The 17,969-nt window shown below is 70.5% G+C and carries 15 protein-coding genes and 1 pseudogene; 9 read left to right on the top strand and 7 right to left on the bottom strand.

Annotated features, from left to right (window positions below):
- Positions 1-4 precede the first annotated feature (4 nt).
- Complete coding sequence (locus tag ACFQVC_RS08215) at positions 5-877, top strand: acyl-ACP desaturase (RefSeq protein ID WP_381828144.1); 873 nt, start codon at positions 5-7, stop codon at positions 875-877.
- A gap of 133 nt (positions 878-1,010) precedes the next feature.
- On the opposite strand, the gene ACFQVC_RS08210 is transcribed toward ACFQVC_RS08215, so the two are convergent.
- The gene (locus tag ACFQVC_RS08210) at positions 1,011-1,874 is read right to left on the bottom strand and encodes an amidohydrolase family protein (RefSeq protein WP_381828141.1); all 864 of its coding nucleotides are present in this window, start codon (positions 1,872-1,874) and stop codon (positions 1,011-1,013) included.
- Between the two features lie 96 nt (positions 1,875-1,970).
- Positions 1,971-2,828 (bottom strand): class I SAM-dependent methyltransferase, encoded by an 858-nt coding sequence (locus tag ACFQVC_RS08205; protein WP_381828139.1) that lies wholly within the window; start codon positions 2,826-2,828, stop codon positions 1,971-1,973.
- A 287-nt stretch (positions 2,829-3,115) separates the two neighbouring features.
- Here ACFQVC_RS08205 and ACFQVC_RS08200 point away from each other — a divergent pair, with 287 nt between their 5' ends.
- From ACFQVC_RS08200 to ACFQVC_RS08175, 6 genes are all read left to right on the top strand, one after another.
- The gene (locus ACFQVC_RS08200; RefSeq protein WP_381828137.1) at positions 3,116-5,641 is read left to right on the top strand and encodes an ATP-dependent Clp protease ATP-binding subunit; all 2,526 of its coding nucleotides are present in this window, start codon (positions 3,116-3,118) and stop codon (positions 5,639-5,641) included.
- 105 nt (positions 5,642-5,746) lie between these two features.
- Positions 5,747-6,904 carry a DUF6183 family protein gene (locus tag ACFQVC_RS08195; protein ID WP_381828135.1) on the top strand — a complete coding sequence of 386 codons (1,158 nt, stop codon included), beginning with the start codon at positions 5,747-5,749 and terminating at the stop codon, positions 6,902-6,904.
- Between the two features lie 204 nt (positions 6,905-7,108).
- On the top strand, positions 7,109-7,891 hold the full coding sequence (locus ACFQVC_RS08190) for a GntR family transcriptional regulator (protein ID WP_381828132.1): 783 nt from the start codon (positions 7,109-7,111) through the stop codon (positions 7,889-7,891).
- 174 nt (positions 7,892-8,065) lie between these two features.
- On the top strand, positions 8,066-9,364 hold the full coding sequence (locus ACFQVC_RS08185) for an amidohydrolase family protein (RefSeq protein WP_381828335.1): 1,299 nt from the start codon (positions 8,066-8,068) through the stop codon (positions 9,362-9,364).
- A gap of 159 nt (positions 9,365-9,523) precedes the next feature.
- Positions 9,524-10,867 carry an amidohydrolase family protein gene (locus tag ACFQVC_RS08180; RefSeq protein WP_381828130.1) on the top strand — a complete coding sequence of 448 codons (1,344 nt, stop codon included), beginning with the start codon at positions 9,524-9,526 and terminating at the stop codon, positions 10,865-10,867.
- Positions 10,868-11,310: 443 nt separating this feature from the next.
- A complete protein-coding gene (locus tag ACFQVC_RS08175; protein WP_381828128.1) occupies positions 11,311-12,561 on the top strand; it encodes a lipase family protein in 1,251 nt (416 codons plus the stop codon).
- 204 nt (positions 12,562-12,765) lie between these two features.
- Here the strand turns inward: ACFQVC_RS08175 and ACFQVC_RS08170 are convergent, their stop codons facing one another.
- On the bottom strand, positions 12,766-13,173 hold the full coding sequence (locus tag ACFQVC_RS08170) for a GerW family sporulation protein (RefSeq protein WP_381828126.1): 408 nt from the start codon (positions 13,171-13,173) through the stop codon (positions 12,766-12,768).
- A gap of 133 nt (positions 13,174-13,306) precedes the next feature.
- Entirely contained in the window at positions 13,307-14,368 is a 1,062-nt protein-coding gene (locus ACFQVC_RS08165) for an oxygenase MpaB family protein (protein WP_381828124.1), read from the bottom strand.
- Positions 14,369-14,460: 92 nt separating this feature from the next.
- Between ACFQVC_RS08165 and ACFQVC_RS08160 the strand changes: the two genes are divergently transcribed.
- Positions 14,461-15,123 (top strand): TetR/AcrR family transcriptional regulator, encoded by a 663-nt coding sequence (locus tag ACFQVC_RS08160; RefSeq protein WP_381828122.1) that lies wholly within the window; start codon positions 14,461-14,463, stop codon positions 15,121-15,123.
- Between the two features lie 89 nt (positions 15,124-15,212).
- On the opposite strand, the gene ACFQVC_RS08155 is transcribed toward ACFQVC_RS08160, so the two are convergent.
- The 3 genes from ACFQVC_RS08155 to ACFQVC_RS08145 form a co-directional block, all read right to left on the bottom strand.
- Positions 15,213-15,350 (bottom strand): hypothetical protein, encoded by a 138-nt coding sequence (locus tag ACFQVC_RS08155; RefSeq protein WP_381828120.1) that lies wholly within the window; start codon positions 15,348-15,350, stop codon positions 15,213-15,215.
- Positions 15,351-15,842: 492 nt separating this feature from the next.
- Positions 15,843-16,133: a DUF6896 domain-containing protein gene (locus ACFQVC_RS08150; protein WP_465270588.1), complete on the bottom strand. Its 291-nt coding sequence runs from the start codon at positions 16,131-16,133 to the stop codon at positions 15,843-15,845.
- A gap of 279 nt (positions 16,134-16,412) precedes the next feature.
- Entirely contained in the window at positions 16,413-17,387 is a 975-nt protein-coding gene (locus ACFQVC_RS08145; RefSeq protein WP_381828118.1) for a helix-turn-helix transcriptional regulator, read from the bottom strand.
- A gap of 140 nt (positions 17,388-17,527) precedes the next feature.
- Here ACFQVC_RS08145 and ACFQVC_RS08140 point away from each other — a divergent pair.
- A pseudogene (locus ACFQVC_RS08140) lies at positions 17,528-17,925 on the top strand (RidA family protein).
- The last annotated feature ends 44 nt before the right edge of the window (positions 17,926-17,969 follow it).

Below are 17,969 nucleotides of genomic sequence, written 5' to 3'. Positions count from 1 at the left end.
GGCGATGACACGGGAGATCCGGCCCGCCGGCGGGCCGATGCTCGCTCCCCATGAGGTCGAGGAGAACGTCGCCACGTTCATGCGCGCCACCCCGGTGGGCCGCCGCTGGGACGTCGAGTCGATCGAGAACTGGGAGCTCGCGGACGCCGGCCGGCTCACCGAGGGACAGCGCTCCGCGGTGCGCTTCGTCACCCTCATCGAGGACCATCTGCCCGGCTACTTCGCCCAGTACCACGAGCACTTCCCGGTGACCGACGACGTCGAGCCGCAGACGTATATGCACAACCGGGAGCTGTACCACTTCACGGTGCGCTGGGCCGCGGAAGAGGACACCCACGCCCGTGCTCTGGCCCGCTACCAGACGGCGTCCGGACTGGCCGAACCCGAGCCGCTGCGCGCCGAGTTGGCCCAGGAGGGCAGCAAGCGTTTCTCCGTCCCGTACGAGCACGCGGTGCAGTACTTCGCGTACACCCTCGTCCAGGAGAAGGCCACGCAGATCTACTACCAGCAGCTGCGCGACGTGGTCTCCGACCCGGTCCTCAAGGATCTCCTGGGGCGGCTCAGCCGGGACGAGGCACGTCACTTCGCCTTCATGGCCGACACCGTGGAGCTGTACGTGCGGCGGTTCGGCGACCGTACGGTGGAGCCCATCCGCGAGGTCATCGCCGACTTCCGGATGCCGCTCGCGGACACCATGCGCGGCTACTGGCGGTGGGCGCTGCGGATCGCCGACACGGCGCGCTACGACCACACCGACGCCTACGAGCATCTCGTGCGGGTCGTGAGCCGCGCGGTCGAGACCAGGTCGGACAAGATGGAGGAGATGCTGCGGTTCGTCACCTCCTGCCGGACGGTGGCGCAGCCCGCCGCCCGGTAGGAGTCAAGGGCACCGGAGTCAAGAGCACCGGACGTCCCCGGCCCGCAGCGGGCAGGGCGGGGATGTCCGGTGCTGACATGCAAGCGGGCAGCCCTCGTACGATGCGTACGCCCCGGGCCGACCGAGCCCGCTGCTATGCGGGGCCGGAGGCTTCCTCAGGCCCTTGAAGCCCCTCGAGTCCCTCAAGTCCGAAGACACGGCGTGCGTTGCCCGCCAGGAACAGTTCGCTCGTCTCCTCGTCCAGGCCCAGGCCCTTCACGTCGGCCAGGGCCTGCTCCGCCGTGATCATGGGGTAGTTGGTGCCGAAGAGGACCTTGCGGCGGCCGTGCCGGCGCAGATACTCCACCACCTCGGCCGGGTAGCGGCGGGCCGTGTAGGCGGAGGTGTCGATGTACACGTTCGGGTACTTGGTGGCCAGCGCGATCATTTCGTTGTGCCACGGGTAGCCGATGTGCCCCGCCACGACGGTCAACTCCGGGAATTCCAGGGCCACATCGTCCAGGTACGGGATCGGGCGTCCGGTCTCCGAGGTGCGCAGCGGGCCGGTGTGGCCGACCTGCGTGCAGAACGGGATGCCCAGCTCCACGCACTCGGCGAACAGCGGGTAGTAGCGGCGGTCGTTGGGCGGCAGCCCCCACAGCCAGGGCACGATCCTCAGCGCCCGCAGTCCGAGCTCCTGCACCGCGCGCCTCAGCTCGCGCACCGCGGCCACGGGCTGGCGGAGGTCGACCGAGGCCACCCCGGTGAACCGGTCGGGGTGGCGGGCCACGAACGCCGCCACCTCGTCGTTGGTGATCAGCGGCCCCTCCGGGCCGTACCAGGCACTGATAAGACCGTGCCGCACCCCGCCGGCGTCCATCGCCGCGATGGTCGCCTCCAGCGGCACCTCCGCACTCGGCTCCTCGGCCCCGGTCCAGCGCCGCAGCGAGGCGAACATGTCGTGCCGCAGGAAGGGCAGGGTCGGGTGCTGCATCCAGGCATCGATGACTGCAGTCATGGCGGCATCGTTTCAGCATCGGAGCCGGACCAACACCACAAGGGACCGAAACCGGCCTCGTGTCCCACGCCCGGGACAACCGGCCCCGAAGGCGGCCTAGGTGGCCGCCACCAGGATCTCCTCGCCGCTCGACGTACTCAGGCCGTCCGTGCGGCCGGTGAAGTACCGCTGGTCCAGCTCGGCCGAAGCCACGTGCCGGACGCGTGGGAAGCCGGCTTCCCGGGCCAGTGCCAGCATGTCCTGCGGCGCGTAGAAGCTGATGAAGGGCGTGCCGGACGACCGCGCCCCGGCGGCCGCGGCCCCGAGCCCGGGTCGCTCGTCCTCTTCAGTCAGCTCCAGCGGCGGCAGGAACGACATCACCACCAGAGAGCCCGGGGCGAGCGAGGCGAGGCGGCGCAGCGTGGCCGCGTTCGCCTCCTGGGTGAGGTACATGCTGACCCCGGTGGACGCCACCACCGCCGGCCGGTCCGCGTCGAACCCGGCATCCGCCAGCTGGTCCCACCACGATTCGCCCGCTTCGAAGTCGCACGGCACCAGGCGCAGCCAGTGCGGCATGCCGTAGCCGAGTTCCCTCAGGCGCTGCTGTTTCCACGCCTGGTGAGAGGGCTTGTCGACCTCGAACACCCGCAGCCGGCCTGCGACTTCGGGCCGGCGCTGGGCGAAGGTGTCCAGGCCGGAGCCCAGGATGACGTACTGGCCGATGCCGTGCCCGGCCTGCTCGACGACCAGGTCCTCGACGAAACGGGCCCGGGCCACGATGCCGGCGCGGTAGCGGCTGGTGGCGCGCGGGTCCATGTCCCCGCGCCTTCGCCAGCCCTCCCCCGGGGCGGCGAGACGCAGCCCGATCTCGTCCGCCAGCACATGGGGCGGCGGATCGACCTGCACATGCAGGGCCCGCCACAGGGCGACCCGCTCCGCCGTGCTGTCCGCCACCGCGGCTCGCTCGTTCCGCATTCCGTTCTCTCCCTGTCGCCTGTACGCGCATGCGTGGCCCGCCTGTCCGTCCAGGCGGCCGTTCGCGCTCGCCCACGCTAGGCAGGCGGAGGTGCACGGTGCTTCTCCGGAATTGCGCCGCCGGCGCCGCACCGCTTCCCGGGGGCTGTCCCCACTTCCTGTTCCGCCTTCCTGTTCCGACTTGCGAGAGCAATGAGTGATGAGCGGCCCGTGGGGCACACGGGACAGGCACGGCACGACCACGCACCAGGGCGTCCCGGTCGGCCGGGATCCCGGAAGGGGCGGTCATGAGCAGCAGCGGTTTCATCGGACCCGAGGGCTTCGGGCAGGATCCCTTCGGGGAGGTCTTCGCCCGGTTCCTCGGCAGCGGGCGACGGCAGATCGACATCGGCAGGCTCATGAGCGGGCCCGCGCGGCAGCTGGTGGCCACGGCGGCCTCCTACGCCGCCCAGCACGGCAAGAGCAATCTGGCCACCGAGCATCTGCTGCGGGCGGCACTGAGCGCCGAACCGACCCGCAGCCTGATCGAGCGCTCGGGCGCCGACCCCGATCAGATCGCCGCCGAGATCGACCGGCGCACCGAGGAGAGCGACGGCGGTACACCCCCGCGGGCGGTGGCGCTCACGCCCGCCGTCAAACGCGCGCTGCTCGACGCGCACGAGGCGGCGAGGGTCGTGGGCGCCGGATACATCGGCCCGGAGCACATCGTCCTGGCCCTTGCCGCCAACCCCGACTCCGCGGCCGGGCACATCCTGAACGCGGCCCGGTTCGACCCGGGCGCCGCCCCGCAGGCCTCCCCGGGGCAGCCAGGGCCCGCCGAGCAGCAGCAGACCGGCGGGCAGCAGACCACGCCCACCCTGGACCGGTACGGCAGGGACCTGACCGCACGGGCCGGGGAAGGCCTCATGGATCCGGTCATCGGCCGCGAGGAAGAGATCGAGCAGACCATCGAGGTGCTCTCCCGGCGCGGCAAGAACAATCCCGTGCTCATCGGTGACGCGGGCGTCGGCAAGACCGCCGTGGTGGAAGGGCTGGCCCAGCGGATCGCCGACGGCGACGTGCCCGACACCCTCGCCGGCCGCCGCGTCGTGGCACTCGACCTGGCAGGAGTCGTGGCGGGCACCCGTTACCGCGGCGACTTCGAGGAGCGGATGAAAGGCATCATCGACGAAGTGACCGCGCACTCCGGCGAGTTGATCGTCTTCATCGACGAACTGCACACCATGGTCGGGGCCGGCGGCGGTTCCGAGGGCGGCTCGATGGACGCGGGCAACATGCTCAAGCCCGCACTCGCCAGGGGCGAACTGCACGTCATCGGGGCGACCACCCTGGAGGAGTACCGGCGCTACATCGAGAGGGACGCGGCCCTCGCCCGCCGCTTCCAGCCGATCCTCGTCGCGGAGCCGAGCGCCGCGGACGCGGTGGAGATCCTGCGCGGCCTGCGCGACCGCTACGAGGCGCACCACCAGCTGTGCTACACCGACGAGGCGCTGCTCGCCGCGGTGGAGCTGTCCGACCGCTACCTCACCGAACGCTTCCTGCCGGACAAGGCCATCGACCTCATGGACCAGGCGGGGGCCCGGGTGCGGCTGCGGGCCGGCACGAAGGGCACGGACATACGCGCCCTTGAACGCGAGAGGGAGCAGCTCACCCGCGACAAGGACCAGGCGGTGGCGGCGGAGCAGTACGAGCGCGCCACCGAACTGCGCGACCGCATCGTCGAGTTGACCCGCACGATCGAGTCCGGGCAGGACCGGGAACCGGGCGACGGAGAGAACGTCGAGGTACGGCCCGACGACATCGCCGAGGTGGTGTCCCGGCAGACCGGCATCCCCGTCAGCACCCTCACCCAGGAGGAGAAGGACCGCCTGCTCGGTCTGGAACAGCATCTGCACCGGCGGGTCGTCGGGCAGGAGGAGGCCGTCAGTGCCGTGTCCGAAGCCGTGCTGCGCTCACGCTCCGGCCTGGCGAGCCCCGACCGGCCGATCGGCAGTTTCCTCTTCCTGGGCCCCACCGGCGTGGGCAAGACGGAACTGGCCCGGGCCCTGGCCGAGGCACTGTTCGGCAGTGAGGACCGGATGGTCCGCTTGGACATGAGCGAGTTCCAGGAGCGGCACACCGTCAGCCGGCTCGTCGGAGCACCGCCCGGATATGTGGGCCACGAGGAGGCGGGCCAGCTCACCGAGGCCGTGCGGCGTCACCCGTACTCTCTGCTGCTCCTCGACGAGGTGGAAAAGGCCCACCCCGATGTCTTCAACACCCTGCTGCAGGTCCTGGACGACGGACGGCTCACCGACGCACAGGGCCGGACGGTGAACTTCACCAACACCGTCATCGTGATGACCAGCAACCTCGGCTCCGAGACCCTCACGGGCCGCGGCGCCCTGGGCTTCCGGGCGATGGACTCCGACGCCGACGAAGAGGCCCGGCGCGAGCAGGTACTGCGGCCGCTGCGCGAGCACTTCCGGCCGGAGTTCCTCAACCGCGTCGACGAGATCGTCATCTTCCGCCGGCTGACGGACGAACAGCTGCGCCAGGTCACCGACCTGCTCCTGGAAGAGACCCGGCGCCGACTGCACGCCCAGGACATCACCGTCGAGTTCACCCCGGCCGCGGTGGACTGGCTCGCCCGGCGCGGACACCAGCCGGAGTACGGCGCCCGCCCGCTGCGCCGCGCCATCCAGCGCGAGGTCGACAACCGGCTCTCCCGGCTGCTCCTGGACGGGCAGCTGAGCGCGGGCAGTCTCGTACAGGTGGAGGTGGAGGACGACGCACTGAACCTGCGCACCAGGGCGCGGGCGCCCAAGGGGTGAAGCCTGCGGGGCGGGGTGAGGCCTGCGGAGTGAGGTTCTCCCGTCGCGGGGACCAGAGACCCCGGTGGCCTCACGCCGCGGGAGCGCGTCGTAGGGTCGGTCCTCATGCAGGAGGACATACGAGGTCAGGTCGCCGCGGGTTCGACGTTCGGGCTGACTGACGCCGTGGAGAAACACGCCAGGGAACAGAACTTCACCTACGTCGGCGACCTCGGCGACGCACTCATGGAGCGCCGCGCCGAGGCCCTGGCCACGCTCGACGAACTCCAACGCCACCTCCAGCATCTGGTAAGGGTGTTGGCGCTCACCCCGGGACGCGAGTCCGTCGCCGAGCTGCTGCGGCTGACCGACGCGGACCGTACGTCGCAGGGTGGGCCTCGCAGCCAGCTGCCGTTCCTGGCGTCCCTCCTCGCCGAGGCGCAGCGCCCGGCCGACCTGGCGTTCGCCTTCACCGGGGACACCAGCAGCCTGTTCAGTCCGCTGCGGAGTCTGCTGCCCTGCCTCGCCCAGGAGTTGGTCCTGCGCGGCACCGACGTGATGGCTCTTCCGGAGATCGCGGGATGGGCCGGCCACTGGGACCGGGACCAGGCCTACAACCCGCACCCGCTGGCCTGGTTGCCGCTGCGGCGCACCGGGCTCGAGCGGGATCTGCGGTTCCCCAGCCGCGGCTACCGGACCGGCGCGTACGACGGGATGCCCCAACTACCCGCAGACGGCCGCCGGACCATCGGCCCCGCGGCCTGGACCGGCACTCCCGTAGCTTCGCTGCGTGAGGTCAGCACCCCGGACCTGCACGAGCGCATGGCCGCTGCCCCGACAGCAGGCGGGTGGGGCGGATTCGAGGTGAAGGTGTACGAGGCGACGGCACCCATCGAGCCGCACGACCTGCCGACGGTCCTGGCAGGGCTGCCCGCCGAGTGCCTGGAGGGCCTGGAAGACACGAGCCGTTTCGAGGTCGCGCCGTGTTCCGCCGCCGATGTCTGGGGCGCGCTGTTCCTTCTCGCCTCGCTCGGTGCCGGCTTCGGCACCGGCGTGTACGGCGCCTATGGGCGGCTCAGGGCGTGGCAGTCGCTCGGCGGTCTCAGTGGGGCGCCGGCCGGGGCGAGTTGGGCCGAGGTGCAGCGCCGGGCGATGTCCTGCACCTGGTTCCGTTTCGAGGCGGAGAGCGAGTGGTTCTACAACGAATACAGCGACCTCGGCATCGCGGCCCTCGCCCCCGACGGCCGCCGCATCGCCGTCCTCGCCGCGACGACCACGGACTGAACCCGCCGCACTGACGGCCACCGACTGAACCCGCCGCAGGCAGCTCCGGTACGGCTCCACACAGGATGCCTCCAGCGGCGCCGCCCGGCCCGCGCACGCCTCACAAAGCGCGCCCCGCACGGGAGCCCGTTCCGCGCGCCGTATCCTCCACAGCACAGCAGCCGTCGCGGACGGCCGGGGTGAGGTGAACGGAGGACGGGGCTCGTGGCGGGCAGCACGGAACAGACGTCGTTGAGCGCGCAGGCGCGCGAGGCCGTCCGGCAGCGCATCGTCGACCGCCGCTACGCGCTGGGCGCTCGCCTGATCGAGCGCGAGGTCGCCGAGGAGCTGCGGATGTCGCGCGTGCCCGTCCGCGAGGCCCTGCGCGCACTCGTCGCCGAGGGGCTGCTCGAGCTGCTGCCCAACAGCGGGGTGCGGGTGCGCCGCCTGGAGCGCGCCGACGTCCGGCACCTGTACGAGGTGTGGGAGCCCCTGGCCGTCCAGGCGTCGCGCCTCGCGGCCCGCCGGGTGTCGGCCCATGCATCCGACGGGTCCGCGGGCACCGCCGAACTGCCGGAGTTGGCCGAGTTGCGGGCCACGCTCGACCACGCCGAGGACGCGTCGCGGACCGATGACGGGCCACGTGAGGTCACCGCGCACACCGCGTTCCATGAGGGCATCGTCGCGCTGAGCGGCAACCCGCTCCTGGCGCGCACCATGGAGCAGCTCAGCTGGCAGCTGCAGCTACTGTTCGGGCTGCGCGCCGAGCCGGACCACATGCGCGCCCAGCACCACCTCCTGTACCGGCACATCGCCGCGGGCGACGAGGAGACGGCAGCGGCGAGCACGCTGCTGCACGTCCGGGACAGCCGGGCGGTGGCCCTGCGCTCGCTCTTCGAGGAGCGCGGTGCGGAGGGCACGGACGGTGCGGACGGTGCGCCAGGTGCGGAGACAGGCATGGCAGGCGGCGCGGGGACCGGCGTGGAAGGCGCGCACCAGGGCCGCTGAGGCCTTCCCCCGGCACGGAAATTCTGTATACCACCAGCCTCACGAGCACTCGACATTCCACCTATAGCACCCAAACAACGTCGACATATCCACGGTCTCCTTGCGGGCGCCCTCACCTTGGTATACAAAATGGCGGACGCGTCCCTCCGCTACTGCTGCCCCTGGAGCCGCCAGATGTGCGTCGAGTCCACCCCGCCCCCCTCCGCCCGGCTCACCCGGCGCGGCGTCCTCGCGGGCGCGGCGGCACTCGCGGGCACCACGGCCGCGCTGTCCGCCACTGCGCCGCAGACCTCCGCAACTCCCGGGCGCGCACGGCCTGTTGACGGGACACGGGGCGGTGACCTGGTCATCGAGGGCGGCACGCTGCTCGACCCGGCGACCGGCGAGGTGACCGAGGACGCTGTGGTCGTCATCGCCGGCGGTGTCGTCCGCGCCGCCGGTGCGCGCGGGCGGACCAGGGTCCCCGAGGGCGTCGAGACACTCGACGCGCACGGCCGCTGGGTGCTGCCCGGGCTCGTCGAGGCGCATATCCACCTCAACACCGCGGCCGAGGCGCGCGACGCCGTCCTCAAGGGGGCGACCACGGCCCGCAGCGGCTCGACCAACTTCTACCAGGACATCGCCGTACGGGAGTTGGCCCGCCAGGTGCCGGATGCGGCGCCCCGTCTGCGCGCCGCCGGTGTGTTCGTGACACCCGACCTCGGCGACACGGTCCTCGCCGACCCCGACCTCACCCCGCTCGCCCGGCTGCACGACGGAGTGCGCTCCCCCGAGGCACTCCGCCGTGTCGTCGAGATCAACCTCGCGCGCGGCGCCGACACCATCAAGACCCGCGTCAACGAGCGCGCCGGGCTCCCGGAGCAGGACCCGCTGACCCAGGTGTACGACCGTGAGCAGCTGTCCGCCGTCGTCGCGGCCGCCCGGCGCGGCGGCAAGGGCGTGCTGTGCCACAGCTACAGCGAGAAGGGCTGCCACGACGCGGTCATGGCGGGAGTCCGTTCGGTGGAGCACGGTACGTACATTGGCGAGCACACGCTGCACGAAATGCTGCGCAGGGGAACGTACTTCACGCCGACCCTGACCGCCATCGCCGGGCTCGCCGAGTCCGCCGACCCGGTGCTCGCCGAGCGCGGCCGCACCTATCTGCCGGTCCTCAAGCGTGCCGTACTCGCCGCCCACGAGCTGGGAGTACCGCTCGCCGCGGGTACGGACTCCTCCGGCGGCGAGGTCGACCCCATCGGCCGCGAAGTCGAGCTGATGCGCGCGGCGGGCCTGCCGGGCCTCGACGCGATCCGCACGGCCACCACCGGCGCCGCGAAGCTGCTCGGCCTGGAACGCCACGCGGGCCGTCTCGCGCCGGGCTTCGCCGGGGACGCGGTCCTCGTCGACGGCGACCCGCTGGCCGACGTCACCGTTCTCAAGTCGCCGGTGCGCGTGGTCCGTTCGGGCATCGATGTCCGATCCTCCGATTGACCCGGGACGACCGCACCGTCCCGCGGATCTTCCCCGAATGCCCGGAGGCCCGGATGCCCGAATGCCTGCGTCCCGAACGTCCGTCGCGAACGCCCATTTCGAGCGTCTCTCCTGCACATCTGCCCCCCCCCCCTTCCCCCTCCCCTCAAGGAGCTCCTCATGACGCCCCTGTCCCGCCGCGGCATGCTCGTCGGCGCCGCTCTCGCCGGCGCCGGAACCGCCCTGCCCGCCAGCGCCTCCGCCGCCACCTCCTCCGCCGCCGCGGACGCGCAGCGCACGGCAGGCGCTGCCGGCTCGCGGAACTCCGGCACCGCCGTCTTCCGCAATGTCCGCCCCTTCGGCGCCCGTGCCGCCGTGGACCTCACGGTGGTCGACGGCCGGATCACTGACGGGCCCGCCCCCAGGGGCGCCCAAGTGATCGACGGCGGCGGGCGCATGGCTCTGCCCTCCCTGGTGGACGCCCACATACACCCGGACAAGACGACGTGGGGCGGGTCCTGGGTGACGCGCAAGCCCGCGAGCGGCATCGCCGACTACGTCGCCCAGGACGTGGAGCTGTTCAAGACCCAGAGCCGCTCCGTCGGCGAGCGCGCGTACGGCCTGATGGCGCATGCCGTGACCCGCGGCACCCGGGCGATGCGTGCCCACGTGGACGTGGCGCCCGCCTACGAGCTGGCCGGTGTCGAGGGCGTGGGCGCGGCCCGCGAACGGCTGCGGCACGCGCTCGACGTGCAGGTCGTGGCGTTCCCCCAGCACGGCGTGGTGCGCGCACCCGGCACCGCGGAACTCCTGGAGGAGGCCGCCGCGTCCGGGGCTGTCGACCTCGTGGGCGGTATCGATCCGATCAGCTTCGACCACGCCCTCGACGAGCAGCTCGACCTGCTCTTCGGCCTCGCGGACCGGCACGGGGTCGGTGTGGACATCCACCTGCACGACCGGGACGAGAAGGGCCTGACGGTGCTGCGCGCCATCATCGACAGGACCCGGGCGCTGTCCCTGCAGGGCAAGGTCACCGTCAGCCATGTCTTCTGCCTGCCGGGCCTGTCCGACGCCGAACTGTCGCGGATGGCAGCCGACTTGGGCGACCTGGACATCGCGCTGACGACCGTGGCGCCCAGCGACTCCCTCGTCCTGCCCATCGCGAAGCTGCGCGAGCACGGCGTACGCGTGGGTCTCGGCTCGGACGGTGTACGGGACGCGTGGAGCCCGTTCGGCAACGCCGACATGCTGCACCGCGCGCACCTCCTCGGCTGGGTCACCGATGTGCGCCTCGACGACGAACTGGCGGACTGCTACCGCGTGGCCGCGCACGGCGGCGCCGACGTCATGGGCCTGGACCACGCCGATCTCCGCCCGGGCGCCCCGGCCGACTTCGTCCTCGTCCGCGGCGAGTGCGAGCCCCAGGTGGTGGTGGACACCCCGCAGCGGGACCTGGTGGTGCACGGCGGCCGCGTCGTCGCGCGGGACGGCGAACTCGTCGGCCCCGGCGGCACATCGGCGTAACACCGCACCATCCAGCCGGGCAGAGGCGCTTCTGCTCGCCTCTGCCCGCCCGTTCTTCCGGGTCCTCGGCGCCGGCGGACCTGGGTGATCCTCACCGCCTTCTTCACCGAACTCGTCGAACTCGTCGAACTCGTCGACACCAGCGTCCGGTTCAGCGCAGTCGGCGTCGCCGACAACGGGCTCCGGTCCCGGCCCCGAAGCCTGAGCCGAGACCGGATGTCAGCGCCCCGACGCGGCGGATGCGCAGTGGCGCGCCAAAGCGCGCGGGCTTCTTTGTATGCCAGGGCAGGGGTTTCCGGTGGGGTCGCGGTGGGCTCGTAGGGCGGCGTTGACACCCCCCGTAGCGCGGTTCGACGCTGGCGCCGACATCGAAGTGGCGCATGGCCTCCTGGGCGCCAGCCAGCTCACGAATCCCCACCATCCCGCTCACCGAGGAGTGTTCCGTGCCCGGATCCCACCGCCGGCACAAGCGGCTGCTCGCCAGGGTGTGCGCCGCGCTCGCCACCACGGGCTTACTCGCCGCACTCCTCGTCGGTGCCGCACAGGCCGGCCCCGCCGAGGACTTCTACACCCCGCCGTCACCGCTGCCCGCGGGCGCCAACGGCGACGTCATCAAGTCGCAGCCCTCGCAGTACAGCAACGCCAAAGCCACCCGGATCATGTATCTGAGCCGGGACGCGAAGAACAAACGGATCGCTGTCACCGGCACGGTCATCGTGCCCGACAAGGCCTGGGCGGGGCCCGGTCCGCGCCCCGTCGTCGCCTACGCACCGTTCACCGCGGGCATGGGCGATCAGTGCGCACCGTCCAAGACCCTCGCGGGTGAGAGTTCCGGCGACATCGCGGCCACCTTCCAGAACACCTTCGTCGACTCCCTGCTCGGCAAGGGCTTCGCGGTCGCCCAGACCGACTACGAGGGCCTGGGCACGCCCGGCGAGCACGCGTACGTGATGCGGCTGTCCGAGGCACACACCGTGCTCGACGTACTGCGCGCCGCCCAACGACTGCCCGGCACCGGCCTGCCCACCGACGGGCCGCTCGGCATCATGGGCTACTCGGAAGGCGGCGGAGGCGCCGCATCGGCCGCCGAACTCGCCTCCAGCTACGCGCCCGACCTCGACATCAAGGGCGCCTACGCCGGTGCCGCCCCGGCGGACAAGGCCAAGCTCGCCAAGTCCCTCGACGGAGGGCTGTACGTCGCCTTCCTCGGCTACGCGCTCATCGGCATCAACACCAGCTATCCCGAGTCGGGCATCGTCGAGAACCTGGCCAACGACAAGGGCAAGCAGCTCTTCGAGGCGGCCCGCAAGACCTGCACCATCGGCGCGGTCACGTCGTACATGTTCACCCAGTCCAGCACGCTGACCAAGGACGGGCGGCCGGTCTCGGCGTATCTCAACCAGGCCCCGTTCGACAAGATCGTGGCGGAGAACCGGATCGGCCAGGCGAAGCCGTCCATGCCCGTCCTCGTCGAACACGCTCTCCTCGACGACGCCATCCCCTACGAGAACGGCAAACAGCTGGCGAAGGACTGGTGCGCCAAGGGCGCGAGCGCCGAGTTCCGGGACCTGATCGCGTTCACTCCGGTCGGCGCCCACGCCATGGGGGCGTTGAGCGCCTCCGGCAATGCGGCGAACTGGTTGAACGACCGGTTCGCAGGCAAGCCCGCCACGGGCAACTGCGGGAAGTTCTGACGCACTTGCGGTTCCGCCCGCTTCCGCAGCCTTTCGGATACGGGGGAAGACGGCCCGGGCACGAAGGCGTACCCGGGCCGTCGCAGCGGACCTGCCAAAGCACGGCCCACCGACGCGGTCAGGCACGACAACACAACGCATCTGCCAGGTCTCCCGCCCTACGAAGGCAGGTTCACGTACCAAGCTGTAGATCTGCCGCGTTGTTCAGCGAGGGCGGCGCTTGGCGAGACGGCGAACGAGCAGGGGGACGACGGTTCCTGTCAAGAGGGCGGCGAGCGGTACGGCGACGTTCGCCCAGGGCGCTCGGATGGGTTTGTAGGTGGCGGTGCCGTCTTTGATCTCGATGTAACCGCGGGCGCGGGCGCCGACTCCGCCTCCCCCTTCACCGGCGTGGGGAGCCCCGGCTTCGGGGCCCTTGCCCCCGGCGAATCCGAAGGCGAACTCCGCGACCGGAATGACGGTGACTCCACCACTGGTGACGGGTTCACCGAAGACACCTGTCACGGAGGGCCGGCTGCCGAGCTGTTCGGCCAGGCGTTCCGTCAGGGCTGCGGCCGCGTCGGCCTGCGGGACGGCCTTGTCCGGTCGGTCCGGTGTGTGTGAGCCGGTCATCGGATACCTCCGGGGTGGCGGGTACGGCGGTACCGAGGATACGAGGGCGCCCGGATCGTGGTGAGTGAGGCCGAGTACCACTACGAAGCCCATGTGGGGCACGGCTGAACACCCCGGCCGTTCGGCCGACTGGTCAGGAGAGCGGCCCCAGGACCTCCTGGGATTCGATGAGCCCCTGTTCGCTGGGGGCCTCGCCGTCACCGAAGACGCGTGCGGCCTGCCGGTCGCGGAATTCGAGATGTGCCTCGGCGGGCTTGGCGTACCCGTGGCGTTCGCGGGCCTGTGCGGGGGTGAGCACTTCCTTGTTGCGGGGAGGAATACCCAGCCTGATCGGCGCCACCACCGGGACCGTGGAGGGCGAGATCATCGACAACAGGCCCATTTCCACCTGGCCGTTGAGGTGTGCCAGCGCGAAGGACACCTTCATGACAGGGACGATGAGCATGTCCAGGAGGCGCGACTGCCGGATCCCGGCCATCTCGCGCATCCAGCGCGGCATGGTGGCGATCGTGGCGATCCGCTGCGCCTTCGCGACGACCCAACTCGCGGGCTTCGCCCAGCGAGGCACCGGCGGCAGTACGAGTTCGGTCCTGAGCAGGTGAGTCATGGCCTGCCGGGCAATGGGACTGGCCGACAGCTGCGGGCGCATGCGTTCGAAGTACGCCCGGACCCCTTCACGGCTGCGGGGGACGTCGTCCGGGGAGCACGTCTGCAGTTCGGCAGCGAGAGCGCAGGCCTCCCAGTACTCCTTCTCCTCCTGCGCGGAGAGCTTCCCGGGCCCGTACTTCTCGTACGCGTAGAGGATCGAGTGCCAGCCGGTGAGCTGGATCCACAGCTGCGAGGCGGGGTCGTTGGCATCGTAGGTCCCGCCGCCGTACGGGAGATGGCCGATCGCCTTGGAATGGACTTTGACCAGGACGTCCGCGGCCTTGCACACCTCCCTGGAACCGGCGAAGGCCACCATCGCGAAGTACTTCAGCGTCCGGTCGTAGCGCGTGCGGGAGCGCCGGTAGATGCCCTGGGTCGCGTGGACGGCGGCGACCAGCGGCGGGTCGAGTTCCTCCACCACCACGGACCGCTGGAAACCCACCGTGGGCGCCGTCGGATAGCTCCAGACCTTCCACACCACCGAGCCCGGGCCGAAGAAGCCGTAGTCCTCGTGCGGTTCGACCTCGCTGCGCTTCAGCTTCGCCATGGAGACGCTCCCTCATGCGTTCGCGGCGTACGCCGCCGTCACTTACGACACTGCTGTCTTAAATTAAGACACGCATGTCGTAAACTGCCAAGGTGTCCGCACCTCTTTCTTCCGCCGACAGGCCACGCAAGCGCCGCCCCTACGCTCCACGCGTCCCGATCGAGGAGCGCCGCGAGCAACTGCTCGACGCCGCCCTCGCCGTGATCGTGCACGACGGCTACGACCGGGTCTCCATCGACGCCATCGCGAAGAGGGCCGACGTGGCCCGGTCGGTGGTCTACGGCGCCTACGTGAATCTCGATGCCCTGCTGAGCGCCCTGCTCGACCGGGAACAGGCGCGCGCATTCGACGCCCTGCTGGAGACCGTTCCCGACCCGCAAGGTGCGCGCGCCCCGGCCGAGTTCGCCACCGAAGCGGTGCGCCGGATGTCCTCGATGCTCCACCAGGACCCGGACACGTGGTGGCTCATCCTGATGCCTCCGGGCAACATGCCCACGGTCGTTCGGGACCGCGTAGAGGCGGACAGGGAACGGTTCCGGCAACGGGTCGAAGCATGGATCTCACGCACCCTGGCCGACCAGAGCGCCCCGGCCCCCACCCCGCAGCTCGATGCACGCGTCCTCGCCCACGCACTCGTCGCCTGCGCGGAACACTTCGGCCGCCTGGCGCTCACCGACCCCGGCACGTTCGATCAACAACACCTGATCGGCCAAGTACAGCTGATCCTCGGCGCTCTCCTGCCCCGGACACCTTGACAACAGCCGGCCTACGACCGCCCCCTGGATCCCCCAGCAGAGCCGGGACGCGGGTTTGCGGCAATGCGCTCCAGGTGACAGCCCGTGCTTCACACGCCCATCGCCGCACCAGCCACCGCGCAGGCGAGGGGCTTGGCGCCTTCGCTGGAGGTGTCGTTGGTGTGGCGGCCACGGCCGCACTCCCATCCACAGGTGTTGGATGTGTCGTCGCCGGAGCGTGTGGGCAACCCTCGGTGCATCCCCAGCCGGATCCTGGCTCAGACGCTTCCTCTAGACAGCAGGAAAGCTGAAGCAGGAGCCACAGCCCCAGACGGCACGGCCGGATTGAACGACACAGAGAAGCTCATCTCTCCAGCCTCCTAGTTCGGGCCAATGATCCGAAATCCAGTTTTGCACAGCCCATTTGGACTCGGGACGACGGTAGCCGCCCCGCGCCTGGACGGTACTCCCATCCGGCAATCGCCTGCCCCAACCCGCCCGGAATGCGCACCGACCTGGACCCGGCTCCTTCGACATGGAGTTCCTTCAAGAACTCCGCGGCGGCGTCCCCGCCCACGTCCGATTCCGACTCCAATGTCAGGCCATCGACACCCTCGGCAGCATCCTGAGCCAGATCACCTCCGGACGCCCCGTCCACCGCAGCCGTCGTCCGCTGACGTTGCCGTCAAAGCACCGCGAAGCCCCTCTGCATGAGCTGCAGGAAGAGGGGGCCCTTCATGTCAATTCGCTGTCGAAAACCATCCGTTGCGCAGCTCCGACAATCGTCCCAGCGCGACCAAACTTCTACACGCGGAAACGATTTCTTCCAGGCTTTCCGTGGATTCTTCACCGACGCTTATCGAAAGCCTTCTGACCCTCCAGGCATCAAATACCTCAGTCCCTTCTTCTAGGAAGTCCACGTCCACCTCGGCTCCACTGGACTCAATGAAAAGGCATCCAGAACCGTGGACGTGGTATTCAACACCTTCCCGGATACGACCGGCCTTCTCCAGGGCTCGCGACCGATACAGATGGAGGATGCTGGCCGGCTACAGATGGAGGATGCTGGCCGGCTACAGATGGAGGATGCTGGCCAGCCCTTGAGCACCCGGGTGACAGCGCTGAACAGCGCTGCGTACCCGCGAGAGGGCCTGCAAGCACGCCTCAACTTCCCTCAAAATCTGGCCCGTCATCGATACCCCGGTCTCTTGTGCTTGTTCACCAGACGGTCCGGCCCTACCTCGGCCCAGGCAGTTGCGCTGTCATCGGCGCCCCCGGAATGCCTGGCATGCAGCTCGGCACAACAGCTCTCAAGGGGCTTCCTCGTAGCAAGATGCAATCGCCACGGCCCGGTCACGCAAGGACGTGCGCAGCCACTGCGGGGCCAGGGCTTCCGCGTTCGTGGCGAGCTGCCACAGGGCCCATTCGGCGTGGCGGGGGTCCTGGAAGGTGGCTTCGAGCCGCAACCAGCCGTCTGCGTCCGTCTCTTCGGAGCGGACGGCCAGCGCGGTGGCCGTCAGCTCGTCGCGCCGGGCCGGGTCTACCCGTACCAGCACGGCGACTTGGTCACCGCCGGTGCGGAACTGGGTGCTGCGTTGTTGCCAGGCCCGGTCCAGGTCGACCCGGTCCGGTCGCTGTGCGGGTTCGTCGAGTTCCTCGGCGGCCATCACCCGCGACAGCCGGTAGGTGCGGTCGGCGCCCGACATCGTGGCCAGCAAGTAGCCCTGGTCGTGCACCGTGACCAGGCCGATCGGGTCCACCGTGCGCCACTTCGGGGCCTGGTCCACCGCCGCGTAGTGGATGCGCAGCTTGTGTCCGGCGAACACTGCGCGCCGGACCTCGGCCACGATGGTGTCGGGTATCTCCTCAGCGGCCACGCGGCGCGAGAGGAGGTCGGTTTCCGGGTCGATGAGCAGTCGCTGCGCCGCGTCGGCCGCGGTGTCCCGATAGTCCTCGGGCAGCGCGTCCACCACCTTGAGCATGGCCGAAGCGAGCGCCGAGCCGAGGCCGAACACCTGCGCGCCGCGCCGTGATCCGGCGACCAGCAGGGCCAAGGCTTCGTCGTGGTTCAGTCCGGTGAGCTCGGTCTGGAAACCGGGCAACAACGCGAACCCGCCGTGCCGACCGCGTTCGGCGTAGACCGGAACGCCGGCCGCGGACAGCGCCTCGATGTCGCGCAGCACGGTGCGGGTGGATACCTCCAGCTCGCGGGCCAGCGTGGCCGCGGACAGCCGACCGCGCCGGCGCAGCATCAGCACCAGCGAAACCAACCGGTCGGCGCGCATGCGGAGATCTTCATGGCATACGTGACACAGGATGTCGTGTATGCGTCGGGAGGCTCCCAACACGACGTCGGCGGTGGGCGGTTGCCTGGCCGTTGGACGTACGTGCTGTTGTCGACGTATCGAATGGAGCTGATGTGGCTGTGGAGCGAATGGCGGTCAACCCGTGGACGTGGTCGGTGGAGTTGGGCTACAACCAGGGCGAGGTCGTCTCTCCGGGCCCACCCGGACCCTGTACTGCGCCGGGCAGACCGCGATGAGCGGGGAGGGCAAGCCGCTGCACGACGGTGACATGGCGGCGCAGTTGGCGCTGAGCCTGGACAATCTGGAGGCCGTGCTCGGCGAGGCGGGTATGTCCCTCGCGAACCTTGTGCGGCTCGGTGTCTACACCACGGATGTCGATGTGCTGTTCCAGCACTACGGCGTGCTGGCCTCGCGGTTGGGCGGCGCCGGGGTGGCGCCGGCGACCACGATGCTCGGGGTGGCACGGCTGGCGACCCCCTCTCTGATGGTCGAGCTGGAGGGGACCGCCGTCGCGTGAGGTGACCTCGCCGCGTTTGCTGCTCGTGCCGGCCAGGCCGGCGC

This window comes from Streptomyces monticola (genome assembly GCF_042665355.1).
GTDB classification, from domain to species: Bacteria; Actinomycetota; Actinomycetes; order Streptomycetales; family Streptomycetaceae; genus Streptomyces; species Streptomyces monticola.
This window is presented reverse-complemented; position numbering and strand designations above follow the sequence as displayed.

Excerpts from the sequence above, each read along its gene's own strand:
- ACFQVC_RS08145 (WP_381828118.1), bottom strand. The coding sequence starts at position 17,387 with ATGCGCGCCGACCGGTTGGTTTCGCTGGTGCTGATGCTGCGCCGGCGC.
- ACFQVC_RS08195 (WP_381828135.1), top strand. The coding sequence starts at position 5,747 with ATGCAGGAGGACATACGAGGTCAGGTCGCCGCGGGTTCGACGTTCGGG.
- ACFQVC_RS08185 (WP_381828335.1), top strand. The coding sequence starts at position 8,066 with ATGTGCGTCGAGTCCACCCCGCCCCCCTCCGCCCGGCTCACCCGGCGC.
- ACFQVC_RS08215 (WP_381828144.1), top strand. The coding sequence starts at position 5 with ATGACACGGGAGATCCGGCCCGCCGGCGGGCCGATGCTCGCTCCCCAT.
- ACFQVC_RS08210 (WP_381828141.1), bottom strand. The coding sequence starts at position 1,874 with ATGACTGCAGTCATCGATGCCTGGATGCAGCACCCGACCCTGCCCTTC.
- ACFQVC_RS08165 (WP_381828124.1), bottom strand. The coding sequence starts at position 14,368 with ATGGCGAAGCTGAAGCGCAGCGAGGTCGAACCGCACGAGGACTACGGC.
- ACFQVC_RS08180 (WP_381828130.1), top strand. The coding sequence starts at position 9,524 with ATGACGCCCCTGTCCCGCCGCGGCATGCTCGTCGGCGCCGCTCTCGCC.
- ACFQVC_RS08200 (WP_381828137.1), top strand. The coding sequence starts at position 3,116 with ATGAGCAGCAGCGGTTTCATCGGACCCGAGGGCTTCGGGCAGGATCCC.
- ACFQVC_RS08205 (WP_381828139.1), bottom strand. The coding sequence starts at position 2,828 with ATGCGGAACGAGCGAGCCGCGGTGGCGGACAGCACGGCGGAGCGGGTC.
- ACFQVC_RS08170 (WP_381828126.1), bottom strand. The coding sequence starts at position 13,173 with ATGACCGGCTCACACACACCGGACCGACCGGACAAGGCCGTCCCGCAG.